The organism is Vibrio sp. Vb0937 (genome assembly GCF_033338855.1).
Window position 1 is genome coordinate 1 of sequence record NZ_JAWOTK010000037.1, and the last position, 23,732, is coordinate 23,732.

Below are 23,732 nucleotides of genomic sequence, written 5' to 3' on the forward strand. Positions count from 1 at the left end.
ATTTAAACCTAAGCTCGAAACTGATATCCTGTTACCTTTATCACTCCTAATAAGAGCGACATTCATGTCTGAAATTAAATTTGAAACTGCAGAACAAAAAGCAAGCTACGGCATTGGTCTGCAAATGGGTCAGCAACTTGCAGGCTCTGGTCTTGAAGGTCTTAGCGTTGATGCTATCGCAGCAGGTATTGCAACAGCACTAACTGGTGACATGCCATCAATCGAAATTGATGAAATCAACAAAGCACTACAAGAACTTCACACTCGTGCAGAAACAGCTCGCCAAGAAGCAGCAAAAATTGCGGCAGCAGAAGGCGAAGCGTTCCTAAAAGACAACGCTCTACGACCTGAAGTTAACGTTCTAGACTCTGGTCTTCAGTACGAAATCATTTCTGAAGGTACTGGTGCAGTTCCTACAGCAGAAAGCTCAGTTCGCGTTCACTACCACGGTGAGCTAACTGACGGTACTGTATTCGATAGCTCTGTATCTCGCGGTCAACCTGCTGAATTCCCTGTTACAGGTGTAATCAAAGGTTGGGTAGAGGCACTACAACTAATGCCTGTTGGCTCTAAGTGGAAGCTATACGTACCACAAGATCTTGCGTACGGTGAGCGTGGCGCTGGTGCGGCTATCCCTCCATTTGCAGCTTTAGTTTTCGAAGTAGAACTATTAGATATTATCTAATTGAAACCATTTTCAATTATGATTAAATAAAACGGCGCACTAGCGCCGTTTTTTTGTCTAAACTGAATAGACTTTCTCACCTCTGAACCTTTCACTCTGATAGCCTTTAAAAATAAAATCACTTTTAAAAAACGCTCAACCTTTGGAGGTACTATGCGTAAAACACTCCTAACTCTAGCACTCCTATCAATCAACATTGGTAGTGCGCACGCATTCTTAGATTCAGTCACTCAAAAAAGTAAAGAAAGTGGCCTGATGGACATGGTCGGCAGCAGCTTGAACACCGAGTCATCTCCATTAACAGACATGCTAACTAGCCAATTACCAGTATCCACTGAGCAAGCAGCCGGAGGCAGTGGTGCGCTACTCGCTTTGGCTCAAAGCCAGCTTTCGCAAGAAAATAGTAGTGAATTACAGTCTTTGATTCCTGGACTTTCAAACTTGCAAGGAGCACAAAGCTTACTAGGAAATATTGAGAATATCAGTGCAGTAAAAAGTGCATTCGATACGTTAGGTTTAGACCCATCTATGATCAGTCAGTTTGCTCCAGTAATCTTGGATTACTTGAACAAGCAAGGCGCTAGCGAAGGGCTTCTAAGTTCGTTGGGCGGGTTGTGGAATACTAGTAAATAAGCGCAAGTGATAATCACTTTTTAAATTGCCAGTCTGCATGGGTTGAAATAAATGCAGGCTGGATATAAAGGTTTACTGAATTACAGATACAAAAAAGCCGAGCTAATGCTCGGCTTTCTCGTTCTTACGAACTGATTACTCAGCAGCTTCTTCAGCAGCTGGGCGATCTACAAGCTCAATGTAAGCCATTGGAGCTTTATCACCAGCACGGAAGCCAGCTTTTAGGATACGAGTGTAACCGCCCTGACGAGCAGCAAAACGTGGACCTAGTTCGTTAAATAGTTTTGCAACTACTTCGTTGTCACGAGTACGTGCAAATGCTAGACGACGGTTAGCAACACTGTCAGTCTTAGCTAGTGTAATCAAAGGCTCAACTACGCGACGTAGCTCTTTTGCTTTTGGCAAAGTAGTCTTGATAACTTCATGACGTACTAGAGAGCTAGCCATGTTGCTGAACATCGCTTTGCGATGTGAGCTGTTGCGGTTGAGTTGACGACCACTCTTACGATGGCGCATGACCTAATCCTTCTAACTAGTATCGATTAATCTTCAGCGATTGATGCAGGTGGCCAGTTTTCTAGGCGCATGCCCAGAGACAGACCACGTGACGCAAGTACGTCTTTAATCTCAGTAAGAGATTTTTTACCAAGGTTAGGCGTTTTAAGTAGCTCAACCTCAGTACGTTGTACTAGATCACCGATGTAGTGAATCGCTTCTGCTTTCAGACAGTTAGCAGAGCGAACTGTTAGTTCAAGATCGTCTACAGGACGCAGTAGGATCGGATCGAATTCTGGCTTCTCTTCCTTCTCCTCAGGAACTCGTACATCACGAAGATCTACGAATGCATCCAATTGTTCAGCTAGGATTGTAGCTGCACGACGGATTGCTTCCTCAGGTTCTAGAGTACCGTTTGTTTCCATATCGATAACAAGCTTGTCTAGATCAGTACGCTGTTCTACACGAGCTGCTTCTACAGCGTAGGCAATTTTGTCTACTGGGCTGTAAGTAGCATCTACTAGTAGGCGACCGATAGGACGCTCGTCTTCTTCGTTATGGATACGCGCAGAAGCTGGAACATAACCACGACCACGTTCAACTTTGATACGCATTGCGATCTCAGCGTTGTCATCCGTTAGGTGACAAATTACGTGTTCAGGGTTAGCGATCTCTACATCACCATCATGGGTGATGTCACCTGCAACCACAGGGCCCGAGCCTGATTTGTTCAAAGTAATGAACACTTCATCTTTGCCTTCGGCAACGCGCACAGCCAAACCTTTAAGGTTTAGAAGAATTTCAAGAATATCTTCTTGAACGCCTTCTTTCGTGCTGTACTCATGAAGTACGCCTTCAATTTCTACTTCTGTTACAGCACAACCTGGCATAGAAGATAGAAGGATGCGGCGAAGTGCATTACCCAGAGTATGACCAAAGCCACGCTCTAATGGCTCAAGAGTTACTTTTGCGTGAGTCGAGCTGATTTGTTCGATGTCAACTAGACGTGGCTTAAGAAATTCTGTTACAGAACCCTGCATTGTGTCCTCTCTTTAGTTTAAACCTTACTTAGAGTAAAGCTCGACGATCAATTGTTCGTTGATGTCAGCTGATAGATCAGAACGCTCAGGCATACGCTTGAATGTACCTTCCATCTTGCCACCATCTACTTCAATCCAAGTTGGTTTTTCACGTTGTTCAGCAACTTCTAGAGCTGCTTTGATACGAGCTTGCTGTTTAGCTTTCTCGCGAATAGAAACAACGTCATTAGCCGCTACTTTGAAAGAAGGAACGTTTACAACTTTACCGTTTACTAGGATAGCTTTGTGGCTAACTAGCTGACGTGCTTCTGCGCGAGTTGCGCCAAAGCCCATGCGGTAAACTACGTTATCAAGACGACCTTCAAGAAGCTGAAGTAGGTTTTCACCAGTGTTGCCTTTTAGGCGAGCAGCTTCTTTGTAGTAGTTACGGAATTGTTTTTCTAGAACGCCGTACATACGACGTACTTTTTGCTTCTCACGAAGCTGAACGCCATACTCAGATAGACGACCGCGACGAGCGCCGTGTACACCTGGTGCGTTATCAATTTTACACTTGGTATCGATCGCGCGAACACCAGACTTAAGGAATAAGTCAGTGCCTTCACGACGGCTAAGCTTCAGCTTAGGACCCAAATATCTTGCCATGATTCTTCTCCAATTGTCCTAGAAACGTTATACGCGACGTTTCTTAGGTGGACGACAACCGTTATGAGGGATTGGTGTAGCATCAACGATGTTTGTGATGCGGAAACCAGCGGCGTTTAGTGCACGAACAGTAGATTCGCGACCTGGACCAGGACCCTTAACCATAACTTCCAAGTTCTTTAGGCCGTATTCTTTAGCCATTTCAGCACAACGCTCAGCAGCAACCTGTGCAGCGAACGGAGTAGACTTACGAGAACCACGGAAACCAGAACCACCTGCAGTAGCCCATGCAAGAGCGTTACCTTGACGGTCAGTAATGGTTACGATTGTGTTATTGAAAGAAGCATGGATGTGCGCAACGCCATCTGCAACTTGCTTGCGTACGCGCTTACGAGCGCGAGTTGGTTGTTTAGCCATTGTACTCTACCTTCCCGATTATTTCTTGATCGGCTTACGCGGACCCTTACGGGTGCGAGCGTTGGTTTTAGTACGCTGTCCACGTAGTGGTAGACTGCGACGATGACGAAGACCACGGTAACAGCCAAGGTCCATAAGACGCTTGATGTTCATAGATACTTCACGACGTAGATCACCTTCTACAGTGTACTTAGCTACACCATCACGCAGTTGATCGATCTGCTCTTCAGTTAGTTCACTGATCTTAACATTTTCAGCAATACCCACTTCAGCTAGGATAGCTTGAGAGCGAGTTTTACCGATGCCGTAGATCGCTGTTAGAGCGATTACTGCATGTTTCTGATCAGGAATGTTAATGCCTGCTATACGGGCCATTATTCACTCCTAAGTGTTTCTATAAAAGAATTAGCCGCAGCAAAGCCCGTTATGGATACGCTGCGGAATACTACTTCTTTTGCACGCAAAAGGTAGGCCGAGGAATATACTCGACCCAACCTTCATTTTCAAGTAAAAATTTCTGCTAATTAGCCTTGGCGCTGTTTGTGCTTTGGCTCACTGCAAATCACGCGAACGACACCGTTACGCTTGATTACTTTACAGTTACGGCAGATTTTTTTAACGGAAGCACGAACTTTCATTGCTAAACTCCGTAAATGAAACTGAGTCTACCGCCGGATTAACGGCCGTAGCCTTTCAGATTCGCTTTCTTCAACACAGAATCATACTGTTGAGACATCAGATGAGTCTGTACCTGTGCCATAAAGTCCATAATTACAACAACTACGATTAGTAGCGATGTACCGCCGAAGTAGAAACGTACGTTCCACGCGACCATCATGAACTCGGGAATCAGACAGATAAAGGTAATGTACAGTGCACCAGCAAGGGTTAAACGTGTCATTACTTTATCAATGTATTTCGCTGTCTGCTCACCTGGGCGGATACCGGGTACGAATGCACCAGACTTCTTCAAGTTATCTGCTGTTTCACGCGGGTTGAAAACCAACGCAGTGTAGAAGAAACAGAAGAAGATAATTGCTGCTGCATAAAGCATTACATACAACGGTTGACCAGGGCTAAGAGCCAAAGACACGTCAGTTAACCAACCGAACGCGCTGCTCTCACCGTTTTGACCAAACCACTGAGCCAATGTTCCTGGGAACAAGATAATACTTGATGCAAAAATCGCTGGAATTACACCTGCCATGTTAATTTTAAGAGGCAAGTGCGAGCTTTGCGCAGCAAACACTTTACGACCTTGTTGACGTTTCGCATAGTTAACGACGATTCGGCGTTGACCACGTTCCATGAAAACAACGAAGTAAATTACTGCAAAAGCTAATACCGCGATTAGCAACAGAAGAAGTACATGCAATTCACCTTGACGCGCTTGCTCGATTGTTTGACCGATTGCAGAAGGCAATCCAGCAACAATACCTGCAAAAATCAGTATCGAAATACCGTTACCAATTCCGCGCTCTGTAATTTGTTCACCTAACCACATCAAGAACATGGTACCGGTTACTAAACTTACGGTAGCAATTAGCGTAAACATGGTTTGGTTGATAACAACCAGATTGTCGACCATGTTTGGTAGGCCAGTTGCAATACCTATAGCTTGGAAGGTTGCAAGTACAAGCGTGCCGTAGCGTGTGTATTGGCTTATCTTACGACGGCCTGCTTCACCCTCTTTTTTGAGTTCAGCTAACGCTGGATGAACTACAGTTAGCAATTGGACAACAATAGATGCCGAAATATACGGCATGATGCCCAATGCTAATATAGATGCACGCTCAAGAGCACCACCGGAGAACATGTTAAACATTTCAACGATGGTACCTTTTTGCTGTTCGAACAAATCGGCAAGTACAGCAGCGTCAATACCAGGAATCGGCACAAAAGAGCCGGCTCGGAATACTAAAAGTGCACCAATTACGAATAACAAGCGCGACTTTAGTTCACTTAAGCCGCTCTGAGCACTACGAAAATCTTGTCCTGGTTTCTTAGCCATCTGTACCTCGTTCCTCGAGATTATTCCTCGATTTTACCGCCTGCAGCTTCGATTGCAGCTTTAGCGCCTTTAGTCACACGTAGACCTTTAACAGTCACTGCTTTGTTGATTTCACCAGAAAGAACAACTTTTACAAATTCGATGTTCTTAGTGATGATGTTAGCAGCTTTAAGACTGTTTAGATCAACTACGTCACCAGAAACTTTCGCTAGCTCAGCTAGACGAACTTCAGCAGACACTAGGCTCTTACGAGAAGTGAAACCGAATTTTGGTAGACGTTGTTTCAGAGGCATCTGACCGCCTTCGAAACCTGGACGAACACTGCCGCCAGAACGTGATTTTTGACCTTTGTGACCACGGCCACCAGTTTTACCTAGGCCTGAACCGATACCACGACCTACTCGCTTCGCAGAAGTTTTCGCGCCAGCAGCCGGTGCTAGAGTATTCAAACGCATTCTGATTACTCCTCAACTTTAACCATGTAGTAAACCTTGTTGATCATACCGCGAATACACGGAGTATCTTCAAGTTCTACTGTGTGGTTGATTTTACGAAGACCTAGACCGCGCAAAGTAGCTTTGTGCTTTGGCAGACGACCAATTGAGCTTTTAGTTTGAGTTACTTTAATAGTTGCCATGGTGTTCTTACTCCGAAATAGATTCAACAGTTAGACCACGTTTAGCAGCAACCATTTCTGGTGACTTCATGCTACCTAGTGCATCGATCGTTGCACGAACGATGTTGATAGGGTTCGTAGAACCGTACGCTTTAGATAGTACGTTGTGTACACCAGCAACTTCTAGTACTGCACGCATCGCACCACCTGCGATAACACCAGTACCTTCTGCAGCAGGCTGCATGTAAACTTTAGAGCCCGAATGGCGACCTTTCACTGGGTGGTGAAGAGTGCCTTCGTTTAGAGCGATCGTAGTCATGTTACGACGCGCTTTTTCCATTGCTTTTTGAATCGCTGCAGGTACTTCACGAGCTTTGCCGTAACCGAAACCTACACGACCGTTACCGTCACCAACTACTGTTAGTGCAGTGAAGCTCATGATTCGACCACCTTTAACCGTTTTAGAAACACGGTTAACTGCGATTAGCTTTTCTTGCAAATCATTCGCTTGAACTTGTTGTTCTTTAGCCATCTTCCAACCCTACCTTAGAATTTCAGACCAGCTTCGCGAGCAGATTCTGCTAGCGCCGCTACTCGACCGTGGTATTGGAAACCAGAACGATCAAATGCAACTGCAGTTACGCCCTTCTCTAGAGCGCGCTCAGCAATAGCTTTACCCACTGCTTTAGCTGCATCAACGTTACCAGTGTATTTCACTTGCTCACGGATCGCTTTTTCTACAGTAGAAGCTGCTGCGATAACCTCAGAGCCGTTAGCCGCGATAACCTGTGCGTACACGTGACGAGGAGTACGGTGTACAACTAGGCGAGTCGCACCCAGTTCTGCAATCTTACGACGTGCACGTGTAGCACGACGGATGCGAGATGCTTTCTTATCCATAGTGTTACCTTACTTCTTCTTAGCTTCTTTAGTACGCACATTTTCATCTGCGTAACGAACACCTTTGCCTTTGTATGGCTCAGGCTCACGGTAAGAACGAATGTCAGCCGCAACTTGACCAACTAGTTGCTTGTCAGCACCAGTGATCACGATTTCAGTTTGGCTTGGACATTCAGCTTTAATACCCGCTGGCAACTCGTGCTCAACTGGGTGTGAGAAGCCTAGTGTTAGACCTACAGCGTTGCCTTTGATAGCAGCACGGTAACCTACACCTTTAAGAGTTAGCTTCTTAGTAAAGCCTTCAGTAACACCAACAACCATGTTGTTAACTAGAGCGCGAGCAGTACCTGCTTGAGCCCATGCGTTAGCAACACCTTCTTTAGGACCGAAAGTCAGGTTATTTTCTTCCTGAGCGATTACAACTGCGTTGTTAAGAACGCGAGTTAGTTCGCCTTTCGCACCTTTTACAGTGATTTCTTGGCCGTTTAGTTTCACCTCTACGCCAGCTGGAATAGCGACAGGTGCTTTTGCAACACGAGACATAGTCTACTCCTTATTAAGCTACGTAAGCGATGATTTCACCACCAAGACCTGCTTTACGTGCAGCGCGGTCTGACATAAGACCCTTGGAAGTAGAAACGATAGCAATACCAAGACCACCCATTACAGAAGGAAGTTCATCTTTCTTCTTGTAAACACGTAGACCTGGACGAGAAACACGTTTAAGTTGCTCGATTACTGGTTTAGCTTGGAAGTACTTAAGTGTAACTTCTAGCTCAGGTTTTGCTTCGCCTTCAACAGCGAAGTCAACGATGTAACCTTCAGCTTTTAGTAGTGCAGCAATTGCAACTTTAAGCTTTGAAGAAGGCATTTTTACAGCAACTTTGTTTGCTGCCTGACCGTTACGAACGCGGGTCAGCATATCCGAAATCGGATCTTGCATGCTCATATGATTTACTCCAAATGATTAAGTGGCAATTACCAGCTAGCCTTACGAAGACCCGGAATCTCGCCTTTCATGCAAGCTTCACGAACCTTAATACGGCTTAGACCGAACTTACGTAGGTAACCGTGTGGACGACCAGTTTGGTTGCAACGGTTGCGCTGACGTGATGCACTTGAATCACGTGGAAGAGATTGCAGTGTAAGAACCGCGTTCCAACGATCTTCTTCAGATGCGTTTACATCGCTGATGATAGCTTTTAGCGCTGCACGCTTTTCAGCGAACTTAGCTACTAGCTTCGCACGTTTTGCTTCACGTGCTTTCATTGAATTTTTAGCCATAACAGTAACCCTTCACCTTACTTACGGAATGGGAAGTTAAAGGCAGCCAGCAGAGCACGGCCTTCCTCATCAGTACCAGCAGACGTCGTAATAGTGATGTCTAGACCGCGTACTCGATCAACTTTATCAAAGTCGATTTCCGGGAAGATGATTTGCTCGCGAACGCCCATGCTGTAGTTACCGCGACCGTCAAAAGACTTAGCGCTAACACCACGGAAGTCACGTACACGTGGAAGAGCGATGTTAATTAAACGCTCAAGAAAATCCCACATACGTTCGCCACGCAAGGTTACTTTACAACCGATAGGGTAGCCTTCACGGATTTTGAAACCTGCAACAGATTTGCGCGCTTTTGTGATAAGTGGCTTTTGACCAGAGATCGTTGCCATATCAGACGCTGCATTTTCTAGCAGTTTCTTATCGTTGATTGCTTCACCAACACCCATGTTTAGGGTGATTTTCTCGATTCTAGGGACTTGCATGACGCTTGTGTAACCGAACTGTTTGGTCAGTTCAGCGACTACAGACGACTTGTAGTAATCATGCAGTTTCGCCATAGTAGAACTCCAAATTACTTCTATTAGTTAGAAACGGTTTCGCCGTTAGACTTGAAGAAACGAACTTTTTTGCCGTCTTCAAAACGGAAACCGATACGGTCAGCTTTACCAGTAGCTGCGTTAAAGATAGCCACGTTAGAAACGTCGATAGCTGCTTCTTGCTCTACGATACCGCCTTGGATACCCATAGCTGGAACAGGTTTCTGATGTTTCTTAACTAGGTTGATACCTTCAACGATAACTTTACCAGTTGCTAGAACCTTAGTTACTTTACCTTTCTTGCCTTTGTCTTTACCAGCAAGAACGATTACTTCGTCATTACGACGGATTTTAGCTGCCATTTCTACGTGCTCCTTACAGAACTTCTGGAGCCAGTGAAACGATCTTCATGAACTTATCGCCACGAAGTTCGCGTGTCACAGGACCAAAGATACGTGTACCGATTGGTTGCTCAGTATTGTCGTTTAGCAATACGCAAGCATTTCGGTCGAAGCGAATGACAGAACCGTCAGGACGACGTACGCCTTTACGGGTGCGCACTACCACCGCCTTCAGAACATCACCTTTTTTAACTTTACCGCGAGGGATTGCTTCCTTCACAGTAACTTTGATGACGTCACCGATATGTGCATAACGGCGGTGAGAGCCACCCAGAACCTTAATACACATTACGCTGCGTGCGCCTGAGTTATCAGCTGCGTCCAGCATACTTTGCATTTGGATCATGTTAGTGCTCCGCTAAATATTAATAACTAGACCCATCACGGGTCGGGCTGCCTCTTTAAAAGGGACGCGAATTGTACCACCCTTTTTTGTGATTGGGTAGTCAAAAAATAAACGGCTCCAAAAATATTTTGGAGCCGCTTTAGTTTCATAGAATTAACGAGATTAAATCTTCGCCTTTTCTAGAACTTTTACCAAAGTCCAAGACTTAGTCTTAGACAGTGGACGACACTCTGCGATTTCAACTGTGTCGCCTAGGCCACACTCGTTGTTCTCGTCATGTGCGTGTACTTTAGTCGTACGTTTTACGTATTTACCGTAGATTGGGTGTTTTACGAAACGTTCGATAGCAACAGTGATAGACTTGTCCATCTTGTCGCTAACAACACGACCTTGTTGAGTACGTTTTACTTCGCTCATTATGCGCCTGCCTTCTCAGTCAAAACAGTTTTCACACGTGCGATATCACGGCGTACAGCTTTCAGAGTATGAGTTTGCTGTAGTTGACCAGTCGCAGCTTGCATGCGCAAGTTGAACTGTTCGCGTAGCAAATTCATTAGCTCAGCGTTAAGCTCTTCAACGCTTTTCTCGCGTAGATCTTGTGCTTTCATCACATCACCTGCTTAGTTACAAATGTAGTTTTGAAAGGCAGTTTACGTGCCGCAAGACGGAACGCTTCACGTGCCAATTCTTCAGGTACACCACCCATTTCGTACATAACCTTACCAGGTTGGATTTGGGCTACCCAGTACTCAACGTTACCTTTACCCTTACCTTGACGAACTTCAAGTGGTTTTTCTGTGATTGGTTTGTCTGGGAACACACGGATCCAGATTTTACCTTGACGCTTAACGTGACGTGTCATTGCACGACGTGCCGCTTCGATTTGACGAGCAGTTAGACGACCACGGCCAACAGCTTTAAGACCGAATTCGCCGAAGCTTACATCAGTACCTTTAGCTAGACCACGGTTACGACCAGTCTGAACCTTACGGAACTTAGTACGTTTAGGTTGTAGCATCTGTCGACTCCTTACTTACGGCCTTTACGCTGCTTCTTAGGCTTGTCGCCTTTAGGCTCTACAGCGTTAGCTGCTGGCATACCACCTAGGATTTCACCTTTGAAGATCCAAGTTTTAATGCCGATCACACCGTATTGAGTGTGAGCCGAAGAAGTTGCGTAATCAATGTCAGCACGTAGAGTGTGTAGAGGCACACGGCCTTCACGGTACCACTCTGAACGTGCGATTTCAGCGCCGCCTAGACGACCGCTTACTTCCACTTTGATACCTTTAGCGCCTAGGCGCATAGCGTTTTGTACTGCGCGCTTCATAGCACGACGGAACATAACACGACGCTCTAGCTGAGACGCGATGCTGTCACCAACAAGTTGCGCATCTAGTTCAGGCTTACGTACTTCAGCGATGTTAATTTGCGCTGGTACACCTGCAATTTTAGCTACAGCTGCGCGTAGCTTCTCAACGTCTTCACCTTTCTTACCGATAACAACGCCTGGACGAGCAGTGTGAATAGTCACACGGATGCTCTTAGCAGGACGCTCGATAACGATACGTGATAGAGACGCTTTTTTCAGTTCACTTGTAAGGAACTGACGTACCTTGAAGTCGCCGTCTAGGTTGTCAGCGAAATCTTTGGTGTTAGCAAACCATGTAGCATTCCAAGGCTTAACGATGCCTAGACGAATACCATTTGGATGTACTTTTTGACCCATTGCTTACTCTCCTAGTCTCTAGCGATCTGCTACAACAACAGTGATGTGGCTTGAACGCTTCAAGATACGATCCGCACGACCTTTAGCACGAGGCATAATACGCTTCATGGTTGGGCCTTCATCTACAAAGATTTTTGCGACATTCAGATCGTCAATATCTGCACCTTCGTTGTGCTCCGCGTTAGCGATAGCAGACTCTAGAACTTTCTTAACTAGTGCAGCAGCTTTTTTGTTGCTGAACGTTAGGATTTCTAGAGCTTGGTCAACAGATTTACCACGGATTAGATCCGCAACTAAGCGAGCTTTCTGAGGCGAAATGCGAGCAAAGTTATGTTTAGCAATTGCTTCCATTATCTACTCCTTAGCGCTTCTTAGCTTTCTTATCCGCAGCGTGACCGCGGTAAGTACGTGTTGGTGCGAATTCACCCAGTTTGTGACCGATCATTTCATCAGTTACAAATACTGGTACGTGCTGACGACCATTATGGACAGCGATGGTCAAACCGATCATCGTAGGGATGATCATTGAACGACGGGACCAAGTCTTAATAGGCTTTTTGTCTCCGCTTTCCACCGCTTTCTCTACCTTCTTCAGCAAGTGTAGGTCAATAAAAGGACCTTTCTTGAGAGAACGTGGCATGGCGATTCCTCTTTATATAGATTACTTGTTACGACGACGTACGATGTACTTGTCAGTGCGTTTGTTCTTACGAGTCTTGAAGCCTTTAGTAGGCATACCCCAAGGAGATACTGGGTGACGACCACCAGAAGTACGGCCTTCACCACCACCATGTGGGTGGTCAATCGGGTTCATTACAACACCACGAACCGTTGGACGGATACCGCGATGACGTGATGCACCTGCTTTACCAAGTTCACGTAGCATGTGCTCAGAGTTACCAACTTCACCGATTGTTGCACGGCCTTCAGAAAGAACTTTGCGCATCTCGCCAGAACGTAGACGGATAGTTACGTACGCACCGTCGCGAGCAACGATTTGAGCGTAAGCACCAGCCGAACGAGCTAGCTGACCACCTTTACCAGGCTTAAGTTCAACGTTATGTACTGTTGAACCTACTGGGATATTACGCATTGGTAGAGTGTTACCAGCTTTGATTGGTGCATCAACACCAGACTGAATAACATCACCAGCTACAACACCTTTAGGTGCTAGGATGTAGCGACGCTCACCGTCTTTGTAAAGAACTAGAGCAATGTTTGCGCTACGGTTTGGATCGTATTCAAGACGCTCAACTGTCGCTGGAATACCATCTTTAGTACGTTTGAAGTCAACTACACGGTAGTGATGCTTGTGACCACCGCCGATGTGACGTACTGTGATACGACCCTTGTTGTTACGACCACCGTTCTTAGAGTTTTTCTCTAGAAGAGGTGCGTATGGCTTGCCCTTGTGTAGGTCAGCGTTAACAACTTTAACAACGTGACGACGACCAGGGGAAGTCGGCTTACATTTAACAATAGCCATTTTTAACTACTCCTGTTATTCCGCGCCGCCAACGAAGTCAAGATCTTGACCTTCTTTCAAAGTAACGTACGCTTTCTTAACGTCGCTGCGGCGACCTTGGCGTAGACCTTGACGTTTGGTCTTACCCTTAGTGATAAGAGTATTTACAGACTTAACTTCAACTTCAAATAGCTTTTCTACAGCTGCTTTGATCTCTTTTTTAGTCGCATCTTTAGCTACTTTGAAAACGATAGTGTTCGCTTTCTCAGCTGCCATAGTTGCTTTTTCAGAGATGTGCGGTGCACGTAGAACTTTTAGGATACGCTCTTCAGTGATCATGCTAGCATTTCCTCTACTTGCTTAACTGCTTCTGCAGTCATTACAACTTTGTCAAACGCGATTAGAGATACTGGATCGATACCAGCAACATCACGTGCGTCAACTTTGTATAGGTTACGAGCAGCTAGGAATAGATTCTCATCTACTTCGCTAGTCACGATTAGAGCGTCAGTTAGCTCAAGCTCTTTAAGCTTAGCAACTAGCTCTTTAGTCTTTGGTGCTTCAACTGAGAAGTTATCAACAACGATTAGACGCTCTTGACGAACAAGCTCAGAAAGAATGCTCTTCATAGCACCACGGTACATTTTTTTGTTTACTTTTTGGCTGTGATCTTGTGGTTTCGCAGCAAAAGTAACACCACCTGTACGCCAGATTGGGCTACGGATTGTACCAGCACGCGCACGGCCAGTACCTTTTTGACGCCATGGCTTAGCGCCACCGCCAGAAACTTCTGAACGTGTTTTTTGAGCACGAGTACCTTGACGAGCACCTGCTGCGTACGCAACAACTACTTGGTGTACAAGAGCTTCGTTAAACTCACGTCCGAAAGTAGTTTCGGAAACAGTTAGTGCATCGGCACCTTTAACCATTAGTTCCATTACTTACTCCTGAGACGTTATGCTTTAACAGCTGGTTTAACGATCACGTTGCCGCCAGTTGCGCCTGGGACTGCACCTTTAATAAGAAGCAGGTTGCGCTCAGCGTCAACACGTACGATCTCTAGGTTTTGAGTCGTTACACGCTCAGCACCCATGTGACCTGCCATTTTCTTGCCTTTAAATACGCGACCTGGAGTCTGACATTGACCGATAGAACCAGGAGCACGGTGAGACAATGAGTTACCGTGAGTCATATCTTGAGTACGGAAGTTCCAACGCTTAACAGCGCCTTGGAAACCTTTACCCTTAGATGTACCAGTAACGTCTACTTTCTTAGTTTCGTTGAATAGTTCAACAGTTAGTTCTGAACCAACTTCGAACTCTTCGCCGTTTTCTAAACGGAATTCCCAAAGACCGCGACCAGCTTCAACGCCAGCTTTAGCAAAGTGACCTGCTTCAGCTTTGTTTACACGGTTAGCTTTCTTAGAACCAGCTGTAACCTGGATTGCTGCGTAGCCGTCAGTTTCAAGAGTTTTCACTTGAGAAACACGGTTAGCTTCAACCTCAACAACTGTTACTGGGATAGAAACGCCTTCTTCAGTAAATACGCGGGTCATGCCCACTTTACGACCGATTAGACCAATCATACTTCTAATCTCCCTTAACCTAGGCTAATTTGAACGTCAACGCCCGCAGCAAGGTCTAGACGCATTAGAGCATCAACAGTCTTGTCTGTTGGCTCAACGATGTCGATTAGACGCTTGTGAGTACGGATTTCGTACTGGTCACGTGCTTTCTTGTTAACGTGTGGAGAGATAAGAACTGTGAAACGCTCTTTACGAGTTGGCAGTGGGATTGGACCACGAACCTGTGCGCCAGTGCGCTTAGCTGTTTCAACGATTTCCGCTGTAGAAGCATCGATTAGTTTGTAATCGAAAGCTTTTAGGCGGATACGGATACGTTGGTTCTGCATGAGACAGAGCTCCAAATTTAATAAATTACACAAACAATATCGCCACTCAAACTCGTCAAGACGAGAGAATGCCGATTGATTTATGTGAAACCGTAGCATCCAAGATTAGGACGCATTGTCAGTTAATTTTCGATTAACTATCCCTATATGCCAAAGTCACCTTTGAGGATAGTTTTTCCGAAGAAAAGATAGCTAATTGTATTAACCGCGAACATAAGCTGAGTATACATTACCTCGCAAATCCTTAGATTTGCTCGTTCCTCACTGCTCATTGGTTCACAACTGGCTTAACCAGTGCGCTGCATTATACAGATCACACTTTAGGTTGCAAGCGCTGAGTGAAAAATAATCGGGAATATTCCAAACCCCATACATTCCTCTTCGCTTGGTAGCCATTAAAACAAAAAGGACGCCGAAGCGTCCTTTTCTAAACTGTAATCGTAATAGCGGCTGCTATTATTTCTTACCGCTTGATAGTGCACCGAAACGCTTGTTGAAGCGATCAACACGGCCGCCTGTATCAACGATACGTTGCTTACCAGTGTAGAATGGGTGACACTTGTCACATACGTCTAGGTGGATAGACTCTTTACCTAGAGTAGAGTTGAACTCAAAAGAGTTGCCGCAAGAACAAGTCGCTTTTACTGCTTTGTATTCTGGGTGGATACCAGCTTTCATGGGATAACCTCAATAGTAGGCCGTGTCGCTATACGAATCTAAGCCGCACACCACACGCAATTAATAATAAAATGGGATACCGCATCAACTAATTGCCGAAGCCATATCTCAAGGCGCGATATAGTAAAGAATCACATTGCTCGGATCAACACATTTGGCAACTTTTTCGCCACTTTTTTAGCCAGACTAATCATAGAGGCACGATTCACGCTGAATCGCATTGCTTTACTCGAATTTCCATACCGATTTTAATAGACTCTCATTTCCTTTCCCTCTTTTTTAATAGCTAAGAATTTATGCGTCCAACCATTGCTAGAGTGGCATTACCCGTTCCGCTCGACAAACAATTTGATTACGCCATTCCGGGGCACCTGTTTCCGATCATTGGTGGACGCGTTTCCGTACCTTTTGGACGCCAAACCTTAGTTGGCATCGTCACCGCGATGGTTAATCACTCGGACTTTCCCAAAGATCAACTCAAGCCAATCAAAGCAGTTCTTGATTCTCAGCCGATATGGTCTGAAAAGCTTTATTCGTTGCTGACTTGGTGCAGCCAGTTCTACCAATACCCACTTGGAGATACGCTACACAATGCGATGCCAGCAGCTCTACGTAAAGGAAAGCCTGCAGATTTTGCGACGCTACAAGAGTGGCAAATTACCGAATCCGGTAAAGACAAGCTGATGCAAGGGCTTGATCGTCGAGCGGTCAAACAACAGAAGGTCTTGCAAATGTTGGTTAACGGCGCTTTGCCTCACCAGGAATTTGTCGACCAAGAGATAGCCTCAACAGTACTAAAGTCTTTAGAAGAGAAAGGCTGGATTGAACGTATCGAGAAGAAGCCTGCAATCACCCAGTGGGGACAGCACGTTGAATGCGACGTCGAAAAGCCAAAGCTCAACCACGAACAAGCGCTGGCTATTGCGAGTGTAAATAGCCAAACAGGTTTTGCCTCCTATTTATTAGAAGGCGTCACGGGATCAGGTAAGACAGAAGTGTACCTCAACCTTATCAAGCCAGTTTTAGAGCAAGGGAAACAAGCCTTGGTTTTAGTACCAGAGATTGGCTTAACGCCCCAAACCATCAACCGCTTTAAACGCCGTTTTAATGTGCCAGTTGACGTCATCCACTCCGGGTTAAACGAGACGGAGCGTCTGAATGCGTGGCTTTCTGCACGCGACAAAGCGGCCGGAATCATTATCGGCACACGCTCTGCCCTACTCGCGCCTTTTGCTGATCTCGGGATTATCATTGTGGACGAGGAACATGACACCTCTTACAAACAGCAAGATAGCTTGCGTTATCATGCACGCGATGTTGCTGTAATGCGCGCTCATAAAGAACAAGTTCCGATTGTTCTGGGCTCAGCCACACCTGCACTGGAGACATTGCACAATGCCTTGTCAGGCAAGTATCACCATTTAACACTAACCCAACGAGCTGGCTCTGCCGTGCCAACCACCAATAAAGTGTTAGATGTAAAAGGTCAGTATTTAGAAAGTGGCTTATCTGCCCAACTGATTGCCGAGATGCGCAAACATTTAAAAGCTGGCAATCAAGTAATGTTGTTTCTTAACCGCCGAGGCTTTTCGCCCGCTTTGATGTGCCATGAATGCGGTTGGATTGCAGAATGTAAACGCTGTGATGCGTACTACACGTTCCACCATTACAGCAACGAAATACGCTGCCATCACTGCGGCTCACAACAACCGGTAATTCATCAGTGTCAGGGGTGTGGTTCAACTCAACTGGTTACCGTCGGCGTAGGAACGGAACAACTCGAACAACAATTGGCTCAGTTATTTCCAGAATACAACGCCATTCGCATCGACAGAGACAGCACACGCCGCAAAGGTAGTTTGGAAGATGCCCTTGAATCGATTCGTAAAGGTGAACATCAAATTCTGATTGGCACCCAAATGCTGGCTAAGGGGCACCATTTTCCAAATGTAACGCTCGTTGCTCTTTTGGATGTTGATGGCTCTCTCTATAGTAGTGACTTCCGCGCTTCCGAGCGACTAGCGCAGTTGTTTATTCAAGTCGCAGGTCGTGCCGGCCGCGCAAGTAAACCTGGCGAGGTTATCCTACAAACCCACCATCCTGAGCACAGCTTGCTGCAGGCCCTACTTCAAAAAGACTATCGCCACTTTGCTATGACTGCTCTGGAAGAACGCAAACTGGCTCAGCTTCCGCCTTATAGTTTCTTGACTCTGTTTAAAGCAGAGGCGAACCAAAGTGAGGTAGTTGAAGACTTCCTGCGTCAGGTTCGCTTTACGTTAGAGTCACACCCTCTGTTCGATGATTCCTGCATGGTGTTAGGCCCTACTCCTTCACCTTTGGCCAAGCGGGCTGGTAAATACCGTTGGCAACTATTACTGCAAACTCAGCATCGTTCATTGATGCAAAAGTTATTAACCAGTGCCAAACCTGCTATTGAGTTGTTGCCAAATGCTAAGAAAGTGCGCTGGAATTTAGACATAGAACCACAAGATCTCAGCTAGCAAACGTTTAACTATGTAATGAATTACCATTTAATGTGACCAGAATCACACCAAGATTACAATTTTTGTTAAACAGACCGTAACTTTCACTTTAGAAATGAATAGACTATCCAAATTAGAAAAGTCTAAAGTGACTTGTTTGCACAGGCTTAGATTAAAACAATGACTATTCCCACAAATTGATATCGCGGTGAAGAATCCATTTTCCCACTCGTTAACACGAACTGAGCGAAGAGCAAATACAGCTCTAACTCGGTTTGATTACTCTGATTTCAAACCGGAATAACGTCATCTTGGCAAAAAATAAATGAGAGGTTAAAAACTATGGCGACAATGAAGGATGTTGCCCAGCTTGCGGGAGTGTCTACGGCTACGGTATCTCGAGCCTTAATGAATCCAGAGAAAGTCTCTTCTTCTACAAGAAAGAGAGTAGAAGATGCCGTACTTGAAGCGGGTTATTCTCCAAACTCATTAGCGCGTAACTTACGTAGAAACGAATCAAAAACCATTGTTACTATCGTTCCCGACATCTGTGATCCTTATTTTTCTGAAATTATTCGCGGTATTGAAGATGCAGCCATGGAACATGGCTATCTAGTCCTGCTGGGCGATAGCGGACAACAGAAGAAACGCGAAAGCTCTTTCGTTAACCTCGTATTTACTAAGCAGGCAGATGGAATGCTACTGCTTGGTACAGATCTACCATTCGATGTCAGTAAGCCAGAGCAAAAGAACTTACCTCCGATGGTAATGGCGTGTGAATTTGCGCCTGAACTCGAGCTTCCGACAGTACATATTGATAACCTGACCTCTGCATTTGAAGCGGTGAATTACCTGACCCAATTAGGTCATAAACGCATTGCTCAAATCTCTGGACCAGATACAGCAATATTGTGTCAGTTCCGCCAGCAAGGCTACCAACAAGCCCTGCGCCGTGCCGGCATCAATAAAGATCCACAATATAGTGTCATTACTGAGTTCTCTTTTGATGGCGGAGCAAAAGCCGTTCGTAAACTGCTCGAATTGCCAGAACCACCAACGGCTATTTTCTGTCACTGTGACACAATGGCCATCGGCGCAATTCAAGAAGCGAAAAAGCTTGGCTTACGAGTACCGCAAGATCTCTCTGTTGTGGGCTTTGATGACATTAACTTCGCTCAGTACTGCGATCCACCGTTGACCACCATCTCTCAACCTCGCTATGAGATTGGTCGACAAGCGATGCTAATGATGCTCGAGATGTTAAAAGGCCACGACGTGCATTCAGGCTCGCGTCTGCTTGAAACTAATCTCGTCATTCGTGGAAGTGCAGCGCCACCACAGCGCCCTTAACCTAAAGATTAGGTATTCATCCCCAAAGCGGTGCTAAGGCGCCGCTTTTTTATTTACCCCTCCTGCTTTTTGTGTATCCCTGAATAAATGTAAGTGGGAACGGAAACACACTCTTACACTCGGGCGTTGTCGCGCTTTAGCTATCAAGATTCTATCAATAGGGTGTTTTCTCAACTCGTTCTGGATTAACATATTTGCAAGAATCCTTGATGACCAGAAATAACCGTGGCAAATAGAGATTATGTAAGACGGGGGCGAGGCGCCCCAAAAAAGTCGACAAAAAAACAGCCGCCGAGAAGAAAAAAACCTTGGCGCAGTGGCCTGCTCGCTATCTTGCTCGTGGGCGGTTTTGGCTATGGTCTTTACCTTTTGAGTAGCGACCCAGAACCTAAACAACCAGTCGTGAAGCAGCCAACAACCACTGTAAGCAAACCAAAGCCGAAAAAAGACTTGCCGCCACCACCAGAAGAAAAATGGGAATATGTTGAGTCACTACCGAAACGTGAAGTTGAAGTTGTGGCCAAAGAAATTGAAGTTTCTAAAATTCCTTACATCATGCAGTGTGGCGCGTACAAAACTCAGGCACAAGCCGAAGAGCGCAAGCTTGCAATCGCGTTCCAAGGGATGTCGAGCAAGATTCGTAAGAAAGAAGGCAGTTCATGGTATCGCGTGGTGCTAGGTCCGTATAAGTTCAAACGTGATGCAGAACGTGACCGTCATAAACTGCAACGCGCGAAAATCGAGCCGTGTGCGATTTGGAAAGAAAATCTTTAAACTCAGGCCCTAGGAGCTAAGATCCTAGGGCCTTTCTTTTTGCCCCCTTGAATCCCCATTTCTCCTCCCCCATATACTGAATTAAATCCAAAGAGAAATAATCAAGAGGTCGACTGTGACTACCATTGTATCTGTACGTCGAAATAATAAAGTCGTCATCGCGGGTGATGGCCAAGTATCTCTAGGCAATACCGTAATGAAAGGTAATGCGCGCAAAGTTCGCCGCCTATACAACAACCAAGTACTAGCGGGCTTTGCCGGCGGTACTGCGGATGCCTTCACCCTTTTTGAGCGCTTCGAAAGCAAACTGCAAATGCACCAAGGTCACCTAACCAAAGCGGCAGTTGAGCTAGCCAAAGACTGGCGTAGCGATCGTGCTTTGCGCAAGCTCGAAGCCTTACTTGCCGTTGCCGACGAAACCGCATCGTTAATCATTACCGGTAATGGTGATGTCGTACAGCCAGAACACGACCTGATTGCGATTGGCTCTGGTGGTGCTTACGCACAAGCTGCCGCAACCGCCCTACTAGAAAACACAGATCTAGATGCTCGTGAGATCGCGGAAAAAGCTCTCAATATCGCGGGTGATATTTGTGTCTTCACTAACCATCACCACACGGTAGAAGAGCTAGACTCAACAGTAGAGCCTGAAAAACCAACCGCGTAATCGTAACGAAGTAAGGAAAGAATATGTCTGAAATGACGCCTCGCGAAATCGTTCATGAATTGAACCGCCACATTATCGGTCAAGAAAAAGCCAAGCGTTCGGTTGCGATTGCACTTCGTAACCGCTGGCGCCGCATGCAGCTTGAAGAAAGCTTGCGTGCCGAAGTGACGCCAAAAAACATCTTGATGATTGGCCCTACTGGTGTTGGTAAGACTGAAATCGCACGACGCCTCGCAAAACTGGCAAATGCCCCTTTCATCAAAGTTGAAGCGACAAAATTCACCGAAGTGGGTTACGTTGGTAAAGAAGTTGAAACCATCATCCGTGACCTAACCGATGTCGCTGTGAAAATGACGCATCAACAAGCGATGGAGAAAGTGAAATTCCGCGCAGAAGAGCAAGCGGAAGAACGCATTCTTGATGCGCTACTGCCACCAGCACGTGATAGCTGGGGTCAAGCAGAGCAAACGGAAGAGTCTTCTCACACTCGCCAGATCTTCCGTAAGAAACTGCGTGAAGGCCAACTAGACGATAAAGAAATTGAAATCGACGTAGCCGCACCACAAATGGGCGTAGAGATCATGGCGCCTCCTGGTATGGAAGAGATGACTAACCAGCTGCAAGGCATGTTCCAAAACCTCGCTGGCGACACTAAGAAAAAACGTAAGCTGAAAATCAAAGACGCAATGAAAGCGTTAGCGGAAGAAGAAGCGGCGAAACTGGTAAACCAAGAAGAGCTAAAAGAAACAGCGATTTTCAACGTTGAAAACAACGGCATCGTATTTATCGATGAGATCGACAAAATCTGTAAACGCGGCGAGAGCTCAGGCCCAGACGTTTCACGCGAAGGTGTTCAGCGCGACCTACTTCCATTGATTGAAGGCAGCACGGTATCAACCAAGCACGGCATGGTAAAAACAGACCACATTCTGTTTGTTGCATCTGGTGCATTCCAAGTGGCAAAACCATCTGACTTGATCCCAGAATTGCAAGGTCGTCTACCAATTCGTGTTGAGCTAGAAGCACTAAGCAGCAACGACTTCAAACGCATTCTGACAGAACCAAAAGCCTCTCTAACAGAGCAGTACGTTGCGTTGATGAAAACGGAAGATGTGGACATCGAATTCACAGAAGACGGCATCACGCAAATCGCGGAAGCGGCATGGACGGTCAACGAAAGCACAGAAAACATCGGTGCTCGTCGCTTACACACCGTAATGGAACGCTTGATGGATGAAATCTCTTACGACGCAGCGGAGCAATCTGGCGCTAAATTCGTTATTGATTCCGCTTATGTGAAAGCGCGCCTAGGCGACACGATTGAAGATGAAGATCTAAGCCGCTTTATTCTTTAACCGCAATCTATCCCACCAAAGCCCAGAACCTTGTTTCTGGGCTTTTTGTTTAGAATGGCGGTGACTTTGACAACACCTAAATCAAAAGATCTCGTCATTCTAGCGAGCTCAAACGAGACTAAGAATCTGGTAACAACAGACGCCTATTCTTCCTCGCTCACCTTAATCACCGCACAATCGGATGATCGATTCTGAATCGCCCTTTGACTTCTAGTTGAGTTGTTTTAGGTCAATAGCGTATCTGCCTCTTTGTGCTTATACTGGGCACATTGGTTACTAGCACGAAATTTCCATGAAACAATCTCTACAGATCTGGCTTGAAGCCGCTCGTCCAAAAACATTACCTCTGGCATTGGTCTCTATCTTAACAGGTAGCGTGCTCGCCTACTCGGCGGGTCATTTCTCACTGACGATTGCCATCATGGCTTTCGTAACCGCGACATTGCTGCAAATTCTGTCCAACCTGGCAAACGACTATGGCGATGCCGTTCAAGGTACAGATAACGACAAACGCCTCGGCCCATTACGAGCGATGCAGTCTGGCGCGGTAAGTGCTAAACAGATGAAACAAGCGATTATCTTTAACATCGTTCTGACCGCCATTTCAGGCTTGGTGTTGGTTTTCTATTCACTAAGTTCACTGGAAAGCATTGTCACATTTATCGGGCTGGGAATTCTGGCCATTCTCGCCGCCATTGCTTATACCATGGGTAGCAAACCATACGGTTACGTGGGGCTTGGCGATATATCAGTGTTCTTGTTTTTTGGTCTACTCGGCGTATCCGGTACCTACTTCTTGCATACTGGTCACGTAGACACCACGCTATTCTTACCTGCTTTAGGCTGCGGTTTACTCGCCGTTGCAGTACTCAATATCAACAATATGCGTGATATAGAGAACGACCGAGAGTGTGGTAAACGTACGGTGGCGGTACGCTTAGGTCAACGTAAAGCCAAACAGTACCACTTTATTTTACTTGGCGGAGCTATCCTTGCCTTTGCGGCTTACTTGTTAATTCAAGACAAACCCGTTTGGATTAGCTTGCCATTCTTACTTAGTATTTATTTCGTGGCCGATCATGGTAAAGCGGTTTGGCATACACAAAAGCCTGCTCAAATAGCACCAATGATGCCAGTCATCGTGAAATGCTCTCTAGTCACCAACGTTTTGTTTGCAACAATTGTGGTAGCTCAAACTCTAGTAAGTTAAAAAAGGATTGTCATTGCATTGACTTAATGCCTAGATATACTCAAAGACAACCAATTTCTGTTTAGAAAGGTACGCTATGGAATACAATACCTCAGCACTCTG

The 23,732-nt window shown here is 45.8% G+C and carries 37 protein-coding genes; 8 read left to right on the plus strand and 29 right to left on the minus strand.

Annotated elements, in window-relative coordinates; translation table 11 throughout:
• Positions 1-64 precede the first annotated feature (64 nt).
• A complete protein-coding gene (locus tag R7P67_RS21540) occupies positions 65-685 on the plus strand; it encodes an FKBP-type peptidyl-prolyl cis-trans isomerase (RefSeq protein WP_005383137.1) in 621 nt (206 codons plus the stop codon).
• 153 nt (positions 686-838) lie between these two features.
• The gene (locus R7P67_RS21545; RefSeq protein WP_017820297.1) at positions 839-1,318 is read left to right on the plus strand and encodes a DUF2780 domain-containing protein; all 480 of its coding nucleotides are present in this window, start codon (positions 839-841) and stop codon (positions 1,316-1,318) included.
• 135 nt (positions 1,319-1,453) lie between these two features.
• Here the strand turns inward: R7P67_RS21545 and rplQ are convergent, their stop codons facing one another.
• The 29 genes from rplQ to rpmE form a co-directional block, all read right to left on the minus strand.
• Positions 1,454-1,834, minus strand: a complete 381-nt coding sequence (gene rplQ, locus R7P67_RS21550) for a 50S ribosomal protein L17 (protein ID WP_005383141.1) — start codon at positions 1,832-1,834, stop codon at positions 1,454-1,456.
• Between the two features lie 26 nt (positions 1,835-1,860).
• Positions 1,861-2,853 (minus strand): DNA-directed RNA polymerase subunit alpha, encoded by a 993-nt coding sequence (locus tag R7P67_RS21555; protein WP_005383143.1) that lies wholly within the window; start codon positions 2,851-2,853, stop codon positions 1,861-1,863.
• A 24-nt stretch (positions 2,854-2,877) separates the two neighbouring features.
• Positions 2,878-3,498 (minus strand): 30S ribosomal protein S4, encoded by a 621-nt coding sequence (rpsD, locus tag R7P67_RS21560; RefSeq protein WP_005383146.1) that lies wholly within the window; start codon positions 3,496-3,498, stop codon positions 2,878-2,880.
• 27 nt (positions 3,499-3,525) lie between these two features.
• Positions 3,526-3,915, minus strand: a complete 390-nt coding sequence (gene rpsK / locus R7P67_RS21565) for a 30S ribosomal protein S11 (protein ID WP_001118870.1) — start codon at positions 3,913-3,915, stop codon at positions 3,526-3,528.
• 18 nt (positions 3,916-3,933) lie between these two features.
• Positions 3,934-4,290, minus strand: a complete 357-nt coding sequence (gene rpsM / locus R7P67_RS21570; RefSeq protein WP_005383154.1) for a 30S ribosomal protein S13 — start codon at positions 4,288-4,290, stop codon at positions 3,934-3,936.
• Positions 4,291-4,439: 149 nt separating this feature from the next.
• On the minus strand, positions 4,440-4,553 hold the full coding sequence (rpmJ, locus tag R7P67_RS21575) for a 50S ribosomal protein L36 (RefSeq protein WP_000868186.1): 114 nt from the start codon (positions 4,551-4,553) through the stop codon (positions 4,440-4,442).
• 38 nt (positions 4,554-4,591) lie between these two features.
• Positions 4,592-5,926 (minus strand): preprotein translocase subunit SecY, encoded by a 1,335-nt coding sequence (gene secY, locus R7P67_RS21580; RefSeq protein WP_005379562.1) that lies wholly within the window; start codon positions 5,924-5,926, stop codon positions 4,592-4,594.
• Between the two features lie 20 nt (positions 5,927-5,946).
• The gene (gene rplO / locus R7P67_RS21585; RefSeq protein ID WP_005383155.1) at positions 5,947-6,381 is read right to left on the minus strand and encodes a 50S ribosomal protein L15; all 435 of its coding nucleotides are present in this window, start codon (positions 6,379-6,381) and stop codon (positions 5,947-5,949) included.
• Between the two features lie 5 nt (positions 6,382-6,386).
• Complete coding sequence (gene rpmD, locus R7P67_RS21590; protein WP_005379565.1) at positions 6,387-6,563, minus strand: 50S ribosomal protein L30; 177 nt, start codon at positions 6,561-6,563, stop codon at positions 6,387-6,389.
• A gap of 7 nt (positions 6,564-6,570) precedes the next feature.
• Positions 6,571-7,074 (minus strand): 30S ribosomal protein S5, encoded by a 504-nt coding sequence (gene rpsE, locus R7P67_RS21595; protein WP_004745894.1) that lies wholly within the window; start codon positions 7,072-7,074, stop codon positions 6,571-6,573.
• 14 nt (positions 7,075-7,088) lie between these two features.
• The gene (gene rplR / locus R7P67_RS21600) at positions 7,089-7,442 is read right to left on the minus strand and encodes a 50S ribosomal protein L18 (protein ID WP_005379568.1); all 354 of its coding nucleotides are present in this window, start codon (positions 7,440-7,442) and stop codon (positions 7,089-7,091) included.
• 9 nt (positions 7,443-7,451) lie between these two features.
• Positions 7,452-7,985 carry a 50S ribosomal protein L6 gene (gene rplF, locus R7P67_RS21605; RefSeq protein ID WP_005379570.1) on the minus strand — a complete coding sequence of 178 codons (534 nt, stop codon included), beginning with the start codon at positions 7,983-7,985 and terminating at the stop codon, positions 7,452-7,454.
• A gap of 13 nt (positions 7,986-7,998) precedes the next feature.
• Positions 7,999-8,391, minus strand: a complete 393-nt coding sequence (rpsH, locus tag R7P67_RS21610; RefSeq protein WP_005379572.1) for a 30S ribosomal protein S8 — start codon at positions 8,389-8,391, stop codon at positions 7,999-8,001.
• A gap of 29 nt (positions 8,392-8,420) precedes the next feature.
• A complete protein-coding gene (gene rpsN / locus R7P67_RS21615) occupies positions 8,421-8,726 on the minus strand; it encodes a 30S ribosomal protein S14 (protein ID WP_004410442.1) in 306 nt (101 codons plus the stop codon).
• Positions 8,727-8,743: 17 nt separating this feature from the next.
• Positions 8,744-9,283 (minus strand): 50S ribosomal protein L5, encoded by a 540-nt coding sequence (gene rplE / locus R7P67_RS21620; RefSeq protein WP_005379573.1) that lies wholly within the window; start codon positions 9,281-9,283, stop codon positions 8,744-8,746.
• A gap of 23 nt (positions 9,284-9,306) precedes the next feature.
• Entirely contained in the window at positions 9,307-9,624 is a 318-nt protein-coding gene (rplX, locus tag R7P67_RS21625; RefSeq protein ID WP_005379574.1) for a 50S ribosomal protein L24, read from the minus strand.
• A 13-nt stretch (positions 9,625-9,637) separates the two neighbouring features.
• Complete coding sequence (rplN, locus tag R7P67_RS21630) at positions 9,638-10,009, minus strand: 50S ribosomal protein L14 (RefSeq protein WP_004410450.1); 372 nt, start codon at positions 10,007-10,009, stop codon at positions 9,638-9,640.
• 162 nt (positions 10,010-10,171) lie between these two features.
• On the minus strand, positions 10,172-10,426 hold the full coding sequence (rpsQ, locus tag R7P67_RS21635) for a 30S ribosomal protein S17 (RefSeq protein ID WP_005379575.1): 255 nt from the start codon (positions 10,424-10,426) through the stop codon (positions 10,172-10,174).
• Positions 10,426-10,617 carry a 50S ribosomal protein L29 gene (gene rpmC / locus R7P67_RS21640; RefSeq protein ID WP_005379576.1) on the minus strand — a complete coding sequence of 64 codons (192 nt, stop codon included), beginning with the start codon at positions 10,615-10,617 and terminating at the stop codon, positions 10,426-10,428. Before rpmC ends, rpsQ begins: the two co-directional genes overlap by 1 nt.
• A complete protein-coding gene (gene rplP / locus R7P67_RS21645; RefSeq protein ID WP_005379577.1) occupies positions 10,617-11,027 on the minus strand; it encodes a 50S ribosomal protein L16 in 411 nt (136 codons plus the stop codon). The genes rpmC and rplP overlap by 1 nt, the downstream gene beginning before the upstream one ends.
• Positions 11,028-11,038: 11 nt before the next feature.
• Positions 11,039-11,737, minus strand: a complete 699-nt coding sequence (rpsC, locus tag R7P67_RS21650; protein ID WP_005383161.1) for a 30S ribosomal protein S3 — start codon at positions 11,735-11,737, stop codon at positions 11,039-11,041.
• Between the two features lie 18 nt (positions 11,738-11,755).
• Complete coding sequence (gene rplV / locus R7P67_RS21655) at positions 11,756-12,088, minus strand: 50S ribosomal protein L22 (RefSeq protein ID WP_005383164.1); 333 nt, start codon at positions 12,086-12,088, stop codon at positions 11,756-11,758.
• A gap of 10 nt (positions 12,089-12,098) precedes the next feature.
• A complete protein-coding gene (gene rpsS / locus R7P67_RS21660; protein ID WP_004394525.1) occupies positions 12,099-12,377 on the minus strand; it encodes a 30S ribosomal protein S19 in 279 nt (92 codons plus the stop codon).
• A gap of 21 nt (positions 12,378-12,398) precedes the next feature.
• On the minus strand, positions 12,399-13,223 hold the full coding sequence (gene rplB, locus R7P67_RS21665; RefSeq protein WP_005383168.1) for a 50S ribosomal protein L2: 825 nt from the start codon (positions 13,221-13,223) through the stop codon (positions 12,399-12,401).
• 15 nt (positions 13,224-13,238) lie between these two features.
• Entirely contained in the window at positions 13,239-13,541 is a 303-nt protein-coding gene (rplW, locus tag R7P67_RS21670; protein ID WP_004398471.1) for a 50S ribosomal protein L23, read from the minus strand.
• On the minus strand, positions 13,538-14,140 hold the full coding sequence (rplD, locus tag R7P67_RS21675; RefSeq protein ID WP_005379556.1) for a 50S ribosomal protein L4: 603 nt from the start codon (positions 14,138-14,140) through the stop codon (positions 13,538-13,540). The genes rplW and rplD overlap by 4 nt, the downstream gene beginning before the upstream one ends.
• Positions 14,141-14,157: 17 nt before the next feature.
• Positions 14,158-14,787 carry a 50S ribosomal protein L3 gene (gene rplC / locus R7P67_RS21680; protein WP_005379555.1) on the minus strand — a complete coding sequence of 210 codons (630 nt, stop codon included), beginning with the start codon at positions 14,785-14,787 and terminating at the stop codon, positions 14,158-14,160.
• A 14-nt stretch (positions 14,788-14,801) separates the two neighbouring features.
• On the minus strand, positions 14,802-15,113 hold the full coding sequence (gene rpsJ, locus R7P67_RS21685) for a 30S ribosomal protein S10 (RefSeq protein WP_004410492.1): 312 nt from the start codon (positions 15,111-15,113) through the stop codon (positions 14,802-14,804).
• Positions 15,114-15,569: 456 nt separating this feature from the next.
• Positions 15,570-15,791, minus strand: coding sequence for a 50S ribosomal protein L31 (gene rpmE / locus R7P67_RS21690; RefSeq protein WP_005379546.1), 222 nt, complete (start codon positions 15,789-15,791; stop codon positions 15,570-15,572).
• A gap of 296 nt (positions 15,792-16,087) precedes the next feature.
• Between rpmE and priA the strand changes: the two genes are divergently transcribed.
• The 6 genes from priA (at position 16,088) to R7P67_RS21720 (ending at position 23,630) form a co-directional block, all read left to right on the plus strand.
• Positions 16,088-18,292 (plus strand): primosomal protein N', encoded by a 2,205-nt coding sequence (gene priA, locus R7P67_RS21695; protein WP_213960898.1) that lies wholly within the window; start codon positions 16,088-16,090, stop codon positions 18,290-18,292.
• Positions 18,293-18,595: 303 nt separating this feature from the next.
• A complete protein-coding gene (cytR, locus tag R7P67_RS21700; protein WP_254901949.1) occupies positions 18,596-19,624 on the plus strand; it encodes a DNA-binding transcriptional regulator CytR in 1,029 nt (342 codons plus the stop codon).
• A gap of 225 nt (positions 19,625-19,849) precedes the next feature.
• The gene (gene ftsN, locus R7P67_RS21705; RefSeq protein WP_017820300.1) at positions 19,850-20,398 is read left to right on the plus strand and encodes a cell division protein FtsN; all 549 of its coding nucleotides are present in this window, start codon (positions 19,850-19,852) and stop codon (positions 20,396-20,398) included.
• A gap of 115 nt (positions 20,399-20,513) precedes the next feature.
• On the plus strand, positions 20,514-21,065 hold the full coding sequence (gene hslV / locus R7P67_RS21710; RefSeq protein WP_005383176.1) for an ATP-dependent protease subunit HslV: 552 nt from the start codon (positions 20,514-20,516) through the stop codon (positions 21,063-21,065).
• A 23-nt stretch (positions 21,066-21,088) separates the two neighbouring features.
• A complete protein-coding gene (gene hslU / locus R7P67_RS21715) occupies positions 21,089-22,420 on the plus strand; it encodes an HslU--HslV peptidase ATPase subunit (RefSeq protein WP_262652836.1) in 1,332 nt (443 codons plus the stop codon).
• 292 nt (positions 22,421-22,712) lie between these two features.
• A complete protein-coding gene (locus R7P67_RS21720) occupies positions 22,713-23,630 on the plus strand; it encodes a 1,4-dihydroxy-2-naphthoate polyprenyltransferase (protein ID WP_005383178.1) in 918 nt (305 codons plus the stop codon).
• Positions 23,631-23,732 lie beyond the last annotated feature (102 nt).

Excerpts from the sequence above, each read along its gene's own strand:
- rplF (WP_005379570.1), bottom strand. The coding sequence starts at position 7,985 with ATGTCTCGTGTTGCAAAAGCACCTGTCGCTATTCCAGCTGGCGTAGAG.
- rplE (WP_005379573.1), bottom strand. The coding sequence starts at position 9,283 with ATGGCGAAACTGCATGATTACTACAAGTCGTCTGTAGTCGCTGAACTG.
- R7P67_RS21555 (WP_005383143.1), bottom strand. The coding sequence starts at position 2,853 with ATGCAGGGTTCTGTAACAGAATTTCTTAAGCCACGTCTAGTTGACATC.
- rplX (WP_005379574.1), bottom strand. The coding sequence starts at position 9,624 with ATGGCAGCTAAAATCCGTCGTAATGACGAAGTAATCGTTCTTGCTGGT.
- rpsH (WP_005379572.1), bottom strand. The coding sequence starts at position 8,391 with ATGAGCATGCAAGATCCGATTTCGGATATGCTGACCCGCGTTCGTAAC.
- rplN (WP_004410450.1), bottom strand. The coding sequence starts at position 10,009 with ATGATCCAAATGCAAAGTATGCTGGACGCAGCTGATAACTCAGGCGCA.
- R7P67_RS21545 (WP_017820297.1), top strand. The coding sequence starts at position 839 with ATGCGTAAAACACTCCTAACTCTAGCACTCCTATCAATCAACATTGGT.
- rpsC (WP_005383161.1), bottom strand. The coding sequence starts at position 11,737 with ATGGGTCAAAAAGTACATCCAAATGGTATTCGTCTAGGCATCGTTAAG.
- R7P67_RS21540 (WP_005383137.1), top strand. The coding sequence starts at position 65 with ATGTCTGAAATTAAATTTGAAACTGCAGAACAAAAAGCAAGCTACGGC.
- rpmE (WP_005379546.1), bottom strand. The coding sequence starts at position 15,791 with ATGAAAGCTGGTATCCACCCAGAATACAAAGCAGTAAAAGCGACTTGT.
- rpsM (WP_005383154.1), bottom strand. The coding sequence starts at position 4,290 with ATGGCCCGTATAGCAGGCATTAACATTCCTGATCAGAAACATGCAGTA.
- rplR (WP_005379568.1), bottom strand. The coding sequence starts at position 7,442 with ATGGATAAGAAAGCATCTCGCATCCGTCGTGCTACACGTGCACGTCGT.
- rpsQ (WP_005379575.1), bottom strand. The coding sequence starts at position 10,426 with ATGAGCGAAGTAAAACGTACTCAACAAGGTCGTGTTGTTAGCGACAAG.
- rplB (WP_005383168.1), bottom strand. The coding sequence starts at position 13,223 with ATGGCTATTGTTAAATGTAAGCCGACTTCCCCTGGTCGTCGTCACGTT.
- rplQ (WP_005383141.1), bottom strand. The coding sequence starts at position 1,834 with ATGCGCCATCGTAAGAGTGGTCGTCAACTCAACCGCAACAGCTCACAT.
- rplP (WP_005379577.1), bottom strand. The coding sequence starts at position 11,027 with ATGCTACAACCTAAACGTACTAAGTTCCGTAAGGTTCAGACTGGTCGT.
- rpsK (WP_001118870.1), bottom strand. The coding sequence starts at position 3,915 with ATGGCTAAACAACCAACTCGCGCTCGTAAGCGCGTACGCAAGCAAGTT.
- rpsS (WP_004394525.1), bottom strand. The coding sequence starts at position 12,377 with ATGCCACGTTCTCTCAAGAAAGGTCCTTTTATTGACCTACACTTGCTG.
- R7P67_RS21720 (WP_005383178.1), top strand. The coding sequence starts at position 22,713 with ATGAAACAATCTCTACAGATCTGGCTTGAAGCCGCTCGTCCAAAAACA.
- rpsE (WP_004745894.1), bottom strand. The coding sequence starts at position 7,074 with ATGGCTAAAGAACAACAAGTTCAAGCGAATGATTTGCAAGAAAAGCTA.
- rplW (WP_004398471.1), bottom strand. The coding sequence starts at position 13,541 with ATGATCACTGAAGAGCGTATCCTAAAAGTTCTACGTGCACCGCACATC.
- rplO (WP_005383155.1), bottom strand. The coding sequence starts at position 6,381 with ATGCGTTTGAATACTCTAGCACCGGCTGCTGGCGCGAAAACTTCTGCG.
- rplD (WP_005379556.1), bottom strand. The coding sequence starts at position 14,140 with ATGGAACTAATGGTTAAAGGTGCCGATGCACTAACTGTTTCCGAAACT.
- priA (WP_213960898.1), top strand. The coding sequence starts at position 16,088 with ATGCGTCCAACCATTGCTAGAGTGGCATTACCCGTTCCGCTCGACAAA.
- rpsN (WP_004410442.1), bottom strand. The coding sequence starts at position 8,726 with ATGGCTAAAAATTCAATGAAAGCACGTGAAGCAAAACGTGCGAAGCTA.
- rpsJ (WP_004410492.1), bottom strand. The coding sequence starts at position 15,113 with ATGCAGAACCAACGTATCCGTATCCGCCTAAAAGCTTTCGATTACAAA.
- rpsD (WP_005383146.1), bottom strand. The coding sequence starts at position 3,498 with ATGGCAAGATATTTGGGTCCTAAGCTGAAGCTTAGCCGTCGTGAAGGC.
- rpmD (WP_005379565.1), bottom strand. The coding sequence starts at position 6,563 with ATGGCAACTATTAAAGTAACTCAAACTAAAAGCTCAATTGGTCGTCTG.
- secY (WP_005379562.1), bottom strand. The coding sequence starts at position 5,926 with ATGGCTAAGAAACCAGGACAAGATTTTCGTAGTGCTCAGAGCGGCTTA.
- rplV (WP_005383164.1), bottom strand. The coding sequence starts at position 12,088 with ATGGAAGCAATTGCTAAACATAACTTTGCTCGCATTTCGCCTCAGAAA.
- hslU (WP_262652836.1), top strand. The coding sequence starts at position 21,089 with ATGTCTGAAATGACGCCTCGCGAAATCGTTCATGAATTGAACCGCCAC.
- rplC (WP_005379555.1), bottom strand. The coding sequence starts at position 14,787 with ATGATTGGTCTAATCGGTCGTAAAGTGGGCATGACCCGCGTATTTACT.
- rpmC (WP_005379576.1), bottom strand. The coding sequence starts at position 10,617 with ATGAAAGCACAAGATCTACGCGAGAAAAGCGTTGAAGAGCTTAACGCT.
- rpmJ (WP_000868186.1), bottom strand. The coding sequence starts at position 4,553 with ATGAAAGTTCGTGCTTCCGTTAAAAAAATCTGCCGTAACTGTAAAGTA.